The organism is Prosthecobacter sp. (assembly GCF_044373815.1).
Lineage (GTDB): Bacteria > Verrucomicrobiota > Verrucomicrobiia > Verrucomicrobiales > Verrucomicrobiaceae > Prosthecobacter.
In genome coordinates this window covers 1-4,885 of sequence record NZ_JBIPNG010000487.1, presented here as the reverse complement: position 1 = coordinate 4,885, position 4,885 = coordinate 1, and the positions used below count along the sequence as shown (strand labels likewise).

10 protein-coding genes are annotated in these 4,885 nt (G+C 58.1%); 2 read left to right on the top strand and 8 right to left on the bottom strand.

The window, feature by feature from the left end; translation table 11 throughout:
- Window positions 1-197: 197 nt before the first annotated feature.
- A complete protein-coding gene (locus tag ACIREA_RS26705) occupies window positions 198-557 on the top strand; it encodes a hypothetical protein (RefSeq protein ID WP_397385372.1) in 360 nt (119 codons plus the stop codon).
- Between the two features lie 14 nt (window positions 558-571).
- Here the strand turns inward: ACIREA_RS26705 and ACIREA_RS26700 are convergent, their stop codons facing one another.
- The 8 genes from ACIREA_RS26700 to ACIREA_RS26665 all read right to left on the bottom strand — a co-directional run bounded on the left by ACIREA_RS26700 (window position 572) and on the right by ACIREA_RS26665 (window position 4,173).
- Window positions 572-1,453: a YihY/virulence factor BrkB family protein gene (locus tag ACIREA_RS26700; RefSeq protein ID WP_397385371.1), complete on the bottom strand. Its 882-nt coding sequence runs from the start codon at window positions 1,451-1,453 to the stop codon at window positions 572-574.
- Between the two features lie 433 nt (window positions 1,454-1,886).
- Complete coding sequence (locus ACIREA_RS26695) at window positions 1,887-2,384, bottom strand: hypothetical protein (protein ID WP_397385370.1); 498 nt, start codon at window positions 2,382-2,384, stop codon at window positions 1,887-1,889.
- A 45-nt stretch (window positions 2,385-2,429) separates the two neighbouring features.
- Window positions 2,430-2,651, bottom strand: a complete 222-nt coding sequence (locus ACIREA_RS26690; protein WP_397385369.1) for a response regulator transcription factor — start codon at window positions 2,649-2,651, stop codon at window positions 2,430-2,432.
- Window positions 2,629-2,868: a hypothetical protein gene (locus tag ACIREA_RS26685; protein ID WP_397385368.1), complete on the bottom strand. Its 240-nt coding sequence runs from the start codon at window positions 2,866-2,868 to the stop codon at window positions 2,629-2,631. Before ACIREA_RS26685 ends, ACIREA_RS26690 begins: the two co-directional genes overlap by 23 nt.
- A gap of 2 nt (window positions 2,869-2,870) precedes the next feature.
- On the bottom strand, window positions 2,871-3,227 hold the full coding sequence (locus tag ACIREA_RS26680) for a polymer-forming cytoskeletal protein (RefSeq protein WP_397385367.1): 357 nt from the start codon (window positions 3,225-3,227) through the stop codon (window positions 2,871-2,873).
- A gap of 10 nt (window positions 3,228-3,237) precedes the next feature.
- The gene (locus ACIREA_RS26675) at window positions 3,238-3,471 is read right to left on the bottom strand and encodes a hypothetical protein (RefSeq protein ID WP_397385366.1); all 234 of its coding nucleotides are present in this window, start codon (window positions 3,469-3,471) and stop codon (window positions 3,238-3,240) included.
- Window positions 3,472-3,574: 103 nt separating this feature from the next.
- Window positions 3,575-3,739 carry a hypothetical protein gene (locus tag ACIREA_RS26670; RefSeq protein ID WP_397385365.1) on the bottom strand — a complete coding sequence of 55 codons (165 nt, stop codon included), beginning with the start codon at window positions 3,737-3,739 and terminating at the stop codon, window positions 3,575-3,577.
- 59 nt (window positions 3,740-3,798) lie between these two features.
- The gene (locus ACIREA_RS26665) at window positions 3,799-4,173 is read right to left on the bottom strand and encodes a DUF6496 domain-containing protein (protein ID WP_397385364.1); all 375 of its coding nucleotides are present in this window, start codon (window positions 4,171-4,173) and stop codon (window positions 3,799-3,801) included.
- Between the two features lie 224 nt (window positions 4,174-4,397).
- Between ACIREA_RS26665 and ACIREA_RS26660 the strand changes: the two genes are divergently transcribed.
- Entirely contained in the window at window positions 4,398-4,775 is a 378-nt protein-coding gene (locus tag ACIREA_RS26660; RefSeq protein ID WP_397385363.1) for a peptidase inhibitor family I36 protein, read from the top strand.
- Window positions 4,776-4,885: the final 110 nt, after the last annotated feature.

Sequence of the window (4,885 nt, the reverse complement as noted above, 5' to 3'; positions counted from 1 at the left end):
GAGCATGGGCTGGTTTTTTTATGGGATCACACCCGCTCTGGCATCCAGACAGCCGGCAGAAACCGATAGTGTCGGGAACAGACGGGAGACGAGCCATCCATTAACCGCAAAAGATCATGAACATGACCAAGCACCCAGGTGAGAACACCGTCAATAGCGCCGCAGCCGTGGGCAGCCTTCATCCATGGACTGAGGGCATGAGCAGACTTGTCGCGACGACCGGAGAGCAGATCGGCAGGATTTCCAAGGCTGCTGCCGCCGTATTCTCACGCCCCCATAAAGTTTCCTCTCTTCAAGTCACTTGGGCGGGCATTTTGCGTTCGGATCGCGACCGGCTCGTGTCTGAGCCGAGTGAAGAACTCCGCTTTCAGGTGGCCAATCAAATGTTTCTCTGTGAGGAAGGCAAGACTTTGGTGTTTGATGACCAATGGAACCAGGATGCATGGGACCACATGAACGGTTATCGCGTGGTGTTTTTGGCCGGTTCTGCACGCGTCGTCAAAGCGCCCATGTTGCAGCGGCTGCAGCATTTCATCACTCGGCTGCGGCAAAATTAACAGCCAGCAAGAAGCTACTTCCTCCTGCGTGCCCAATGCCCGAGGATACGGCGGCTGCGCTGTCCCGGAAGCCGCCGGGAAATGCCGAACACACTGGCCTGGGCCGCGCACAGACAGCCGCCATACATGATGATGACCCCGGAGAGGTAGATCCACATCAGCAGGACAATCACCACTGCGAACGCGCCATAGACCGTGTTGAAGTTGCTCAGATCATACACATAGTGTTCAAAGAGATGACGGCAGACTTGCAGCAGGATGGTCGTGAGCAAGGCGGCGAAGGCGACTTCAGAAAACTGCGTGCGCCTGCGTGGCGAGATTTTGAAAAAAACGCTCAGGCCGTAAAACAGCACCAGCGAAGGAGCGCACCGCACCACAACCTCCAGCGGGCCGCTGAACATCCCCATGGGCAGAAGCGGAGTATGCCGGAGATTTTCCAGGACCAGCGGCACCAGCATCCCGATGAAAAGCGCGCTCGCCACCAAGGCCAGCAGCATCAGGCTGTGCAGCGGCAGTTGCCACCAGGGGTACTCAATCGTGTCCCAGGCGCCGTTCACTCCGCGAACCATGCTGTGGAAAAAGCGTGAGGCGCTCCAGACCAGCCCCAGCATGGCAAGAGTACTGACGCTGCCACGCGCATCGACAATGGTGCGGATGGCAGCATCCACCGTATGCCGGTCCGTGGCGTTGAAGGGAAGGTATTGCCCGACATTGTCGATGATGTAATTCACCACGGTGGCATGGTCCCAGATTTGGGAACCGAGGATGACGAAAAGAAGGATGAGCGGAAACAGCGCAAAAAATGCGTAGTAGGCGAATGCCGCCGCACGCTGCTCGCCGTCGATGTTAAAAAACTTCAGTCCCGCCACCCAGAACATCTGCACAACTAGTTTCACTCTTCCGAGCAACGGATGCCTGGCTAAGAACGCGGCCAACGTGCGTCGCCAGGACACAAAATGCCCCCGCAGCACGGAGCTCAATTGGAAGAGTGCGGCGCGCTCCTGCTTTGTCTTCCATTCAGTCATGCCCGCGTGTTCGGGTAGTTGGCGCGTTCGAGCAGGTAGACTGCGAGGCCGGTGGCAAAACCCGTCAAGAACATGGCCGCAGGGTTGTGCAACCATTCACTCCATAAAGCGGATTGCCAGCCGCATGGCTTGGTAAGACGCGCTTACACTGCTTCAGTGTCTCGCCTGGAGGGCTGCTTGAGCGCACCGCCTTCACTGATCATGGCATCGGCCGCCAGTTCAGTGGTGTGCAGGTAGCTGGGGATTTGGTGAGGATTCATAGCGCGCGGGAATTGGGATGTTTGCGAACGCCAGGCATCTGCTGTCAGGCGGTGGGCGGTACGGAGATGTCTGGATTCCATTCCAGGTGCCGTGGGTTGATCTGGAAGACGCGAGCCTTCGTCCACGTGGAATGGCACTTCCGGCAGTAGCACTGTTTGGGAAACAGCCCCAGATTGCTCAACCATTCCAAGAACAGCGGCGTGACGAACTTTCGGCTGAGCTGCGGATATTCGACTGCAAAGGAGCCGCAGTCCGGACAGGAATAGATGAAGGGCAGCAGTTGCGGATTCTGCTTCTCAAATTCAATGAGGCAGGTCACGGCTTCGGCATAGTCTTCTTCTTCCACCTGAACCTTCAGATTCGCCGCCGGTTTGGTCAGGAACACGAACATTTGCAGGTCTCCTTCGTCATAGACCGTGGTCTCAATTCCATGATCCCTCAAATGCTGACAAAAGAGCTGCGCGGCCCTTGGGCTGTCAAAGGTCGCAAGATCAATCAGGTCGGCACGATGTGCCAGAGTTGCGAGTTCGGTTTGCATCATCTAAGAATCGCTGCCGAACGCCTGAGCGGTTGTGTGTGCCGTGTTTTACCCGGCGGCGGGGAACCAATTGCCGCCCTGCTGGATGGTGTTCACGGCCTCCACCAACTGCTCGAGAGACGATTCCTTGGCAATGAAACCTCTGGCACCGCAGGTGGCGGCACGCCCCGCATAGCTGTGATCCTCCTTGGCTGATACGATCAAAACGGGCAGGTGCGGCACACGGCTCAAGGTTTCCTTAGTGAAATCAAAGCCATTGCCGTCCGGCATTCCTACATCGATCATTAGGAAATCCGGGATGTCCCCAATGAAGTTTGTCCGCTTCCTCGGCCAGGGAGGATGCCGTCCATGCCATGATCATATCCGGCGCGTCTTCCACGAGCGTCACAAACACACTGCGGATGATGGCATGGTCATCCACCACGGCAAGACGCAGCCGCTCATTGAGTGGATTGGGGAGAGAAGGCGTCGGAGCAGTGACTGGCATGTTCAGGCGGTGCGTGGGCGCTTGTTCGGCGGAGGGTTGGGTGATGACGCTGGTGGCCGGACTTTTGAATGACCACAAAAAATCGCCCCTGCCTCGATGGAGAAAGTGGCGGCAGTGATGTTGCCAAGGATGGTGGCGGTGGATTTCACCTGGCAGCGCTCCTGGACAGTGATGTTTCCCTCCACATGACCGGAGATAACGACGCTGCGCGTGTTGACCGTGCCTTTGACAAAGGCCTTCTCGCCGATGGTGAGCGGAGCCGTGGAGAACACGTCCCCCTCCACTCTGCCTTCCAGCAGCAGTTCCTGTGAAAACGTGAGAGAGCCCTTGATCTCAACATGCGTAGAAAGGTGGTTCATCGAGGTCGTTCTAGGTCACATGCGGGATGACTGGCTGCAGCGCACGATCCTTCGCCGTGGATGGCGGTGCCAGCAATCCCCGGGCGACAATGCCGACAGCGCAGCTGAAGCCGAGCGTGGTCAAGGCGGCAGCGACAGGATGATGACGAATCAGACTTTCGATCTGGCTGAGGGGCTTGGGTGGGGCGGTCTGGGTGACAGGGACTTCTTCGTCGGTGGGTGGAATGACAGAGGGATCGATCATGGCAGCAGTGGTTCGGTTTTGGTGGGGGTGGAGCAGAGTTCAAAGGCTTTGACGACGTCGAGCGTCAGCAGCGCGGGACGCAGCACAGTGAGCGTGACGGCGGTCACACTGGCGACGAGGAAGCGAGTGGCAGGGCATGCAGGACGAGTCCCAGGCCCAAGGCTGCGGCCATGGCTTTGGCAGGTTCGTTGCGGGCCATCGTGTCAGCATCATCGATCAGGCGCTGCACAAACATTTCGGCGGGTTTCGGGGTGGGTTCGGTATTCATAGGGGGGTGGAGTGGTTGCGGGATCATTCATGGCGCATCAGGCACGCGTGCCGGGCTGATCAGCGGCTGCGTGCGGCACGAGTGCGTGCCGCTTTCTTGGCGCTGGCGGAGCGTTCGGCGGGCGTGCGCTTGCGTGCCGCAGCACGGGCCTGCTGTGCGAGGGCGGTTTTGGAGACTGGTTTCCTGCTTTCGCGTTTCAACGCTTCGAGCGTTGCACGTGAGCGTTTGCGGGAGACGGGCTGGCCGCCGCCTTGTCTGGATTTTTCCAAATCACGCCGCGCTTTCTCACGGGTCTTCTCGGATGCCTTGCCAGCTTTTGGAGGTGGCAGTTTGACGCCTGCACGCCGTGCCTTGGAGAGGCCGATGGCAATGGCTTGTTTGGTGGAGCGTACACCGTGGGCGCCTTTGCGAATCAATTCAATTTCTTCGCGCACGAACTCGCCTGCCTAGGTCGAGGCCGATTTTCCTTCCCGCTGGTCGCGGCGTGCCAGGTCGATGGTGAGTTGTTTGGGCATGCCGTTGTTTCGTAAACCACCGCATGAGCGGACAGATCAATCATCAACGGACGCCTGCGGAGTGGTGCAGGGGGAATTTTACCCATCCACGTGAATGCAGCCAGCCGATAAGGACAGTGAAGGAAACCTACCCCCCCAAGACCATGAAACTGCATCAAACTATTATTACTCTAATTGGACTGCTGACCCTGGCGAGTTGCGCGGGACATCTGCCCAACACCTCCCCCGCGTACTACAATCCCAACTGCTACGCGAACATCTACGAACACTCGGGATTCCGTGGCGAGGTGGTGCAAGTTCAAGGCCCGTCATCCTACTCATCCCTCAAGCACTTGAAGGGGCGCGACTGGGACAACACGATAGGCAGTGTGCAAACCGGACCTGGCTGCTGGCTTGTCCTCTACAAGGACAAGGACTTCAAAGATACCAGCATCGTCATCGGCCCCAACACGACGACCTCCAACCTTGGAGATATGGATGATCAGGCGGAATCCATCAAGGTGTTCGACCGTCTGCCATAAGAGAAGCCAGCGCTGGTGTGGAACAGGGAGGGCAGGGGCTCTCCCTGTCACGCTTTGGTGCCTTTCTCAGTCGCAACAGCAAGTCCACTATGCCTTCGACTACCGGCGTG